Source organism: Dethiosulfatibacter sp. (assembly GCF_983023055.1).
This window is the reverse complement of sequence record NZ_CEZJXU010000404.1, coordinates 1-2,398: the sequence shown is the minus strand read 5'-3', so window position 1 is coordinate 2,398 and position 2,398 is coordinate 1. Positions and strand designations below refer to the sequence as shown.

General features: G+C 35.7%; 2 protein-coding genes. One reads left to right on the top strand and one right to left on the bottom strand.

Features of this window, described 5'->3' with window-relative positions; all coding sequences use genetic code 11:
- Positions 1-306: 306 nt before the first annotated feature.
- Positions 307-1,461 carry an iron-containing alcohol dehydrogenase gene (locus AC3AX0_RS11645; protein WP_487550452.1) on the top strand — a complete coding sequence of 385 codons (1,155 nt, stop codon included), beginning with the start codon at positions 307-309 and terminating at the stop codon, positions 1,459-1,461.
- Positions 1,462-1,511: 50 nt separating this feature from the next.
- Here AC3AX0_RS11645 and AC3AX0_RS11640 read toward each other — a convergent pair whose 3' ends face one another.
- Entirely contained in the window at positions 1,512-1,859 is a 348-nt protein-coding gene (locus tag AC3AX0_RS11640; protein ID WP_487550451.1) for a winged helix-turn-helix transcriptional regulator, read from the bottom strand.
- Between the last annotated feature and the right edge of the window lie 539 nt (positions 1,860-2,398).

The following is a 2,398-nucleotide window of genomic DNA, read 5'->3' as shown; positions in this document are numbered from 1 at the left end:
GCCAGAGCCGAAGGACTTGTCAATATCCAAAAGATATATTAATTGACATTTGCAGCAAAAAAAAAAGCCGTAAACTCTTTAAAACATCTTCAGTCAAATCCATCTTGTTTGATGGATGGATTTTTTTGAACTTGGATACCAAAAGGTAACTAATTACGATAAAGTGCCTACTTTACAATATGTTCAAGGTGATTTAGAATGTGAATTGTTCTAGTAATAACAAGTGTGTGCGCATAGAAACAAGGAACATTAAATTTAAAAATATGTTGAGTATTTTTATTAAATAAAACATTTAAGGAGCATAATATGGCAAGATTTACAATACCAAGAGAAGTATATTTTGGACAGGGAACTGTTGAAGAACTGAAAAATCTAAGAGGTAAAAAAGCAGCGATAGTAATTGGAGGAGAATCAGTAAAAAATAACGGTTCTTTGGAAAAGGTTGAAACAAACTTGAAAGAAGCAGGAATGGAAACCATTTTAATAGAAAAAGTGGAAGCTGACCCTTCTGTAAAAACTGTAATGAGAGGCGTAGAAGTAATGAATCAATTCCAGCCGGATTGGATAATTGGTTTAGGAGGAGGGTCTCCGATGGATGCTGCAAAAGCAATGTGGATTTTCTATGAATACCCTGAATTCACATTTGAAGAAGCTGCAAAGCCTTTCAATTTACCTGAGTTGAGGAAAAAGGCCAGATATGCTGCAATACCTACAACAAGCGGTACAGGCAGTGAAGTAACATCATTTGCAGTAATAACCGACGATGAAACAGGAATAAAGTATCCGATAGCGGACTTTAACATTACGCCTGATATTGCAATTGTTGATACGGATATGGCGCAGTCAATGCCGGCCAAGCTTATTGCAAATACAGGCATGGACGCACTGACACATGCATTGGAAGCATATGTTTCAACTATGAGCAATGAATTGATAGATGCACTTGCCATGAAGTCTATTGAAATGATAGAGGGATTTTTAATAGAATCCTTTAATGGCAGCGAAGATGCCAGAGCAAAAATGCATATATCCCAGTGCTTGGCTGGTATGTCATTCTCAAATGCTATTTTGGGAATTGTTCACAGCATGGCTCACAAGACAGGCAAGATATTTGACATCCCACATGGCTGTGTAAATGCAATTTACCTGCCTCATGCAATAGAGTTCAACGCAGCGGTTGCTGGCGAAAAGTATGCTGATGTAGCAAAAAGACTGGGCATGCAAGGATCCAATGATGAAGAGCTTGTTAAGGCATTGGTAGAATTTATCAGAAAATTAAACAAGTCAATGAACATTCCATCTTCATTGAAAGAATTTGGTTTATCAGAAGAGAAGTTCCTGGCCAATTTGGATGATGTATCCAAGAATGCGGTAGCAGACCCATGTACCGGTACCAATCCAAGAGAAATATCCATTGAGCAGATGAAAGAATTGTTCATAACTGCTTACTACGGAGCATAGTATTCAACAAAAGCTGGACATTATAATATGTCCAGCTTTTATTACTATCATTATTTTTGATCTTTTATATACGCTTTTCCCCATACATCCATATCTATAAGTATGGGTATTAGCTTTTGACCTCTTTCTGTCAATGAATACTCGACTACTGGAGGAGATACATCATAAGCAACTCTATTGACTATTCCATGTTTTTCAAGTGACTTTAATTGTTGAGTCAACATCTTTTGGGTAATACCGGATATAGACTTTTTCAGTTCACCAAATCTCTTTTTACCATCAGTTCCAAGGGTCCATACAATTAATGCATTCCATTTTCCAGATATGACTTCAAGGGTAATCTCAATTTCACATCTATAGTTGTTGCAGCTTACTTTATTGGTTCTATCTTCAGGCAAAACAACACATCCTTTCTAGTTGAAAAGTATAACATAAAAACAATGATTTGATAAGGATGATTTACCTGATCTCGTCCTTTCCTGTGAACCATTCGTATTCACCGGGTCTGGTGGTTCAAAGGCCTATCATATTTGATGGTTTTATTCCAACTCAGGAAAATCAATCAGTTTTAAAACTATCTGGTCTGACCAGTAAATACGGAGGTTAATAATAACGGCTACTTCTTCAATCAACCCTTGATTTGAAAAAATATCTTAGAAAAACAACAGAAATTATCAATACAGAAAATAAATTAATAATTGATGTAGATACAGAGCAGTCTTTATGGCATACGCAAAGAGTAGCAAGGCGTGTATGTGAAATGGTCGGATCTAACTATGAATTATATTTACCTTTTCCCAGTGTTATTAATTTTTATAATACTTCTATTTCACCGATTTTGTCCATGGATTCAATCACTTCCATTCGAAATTCTTAAAACTTCAATATATTCTTTTTTATTATTTGTAATGGGACTTGAAGTTGCGATGTGGTTATT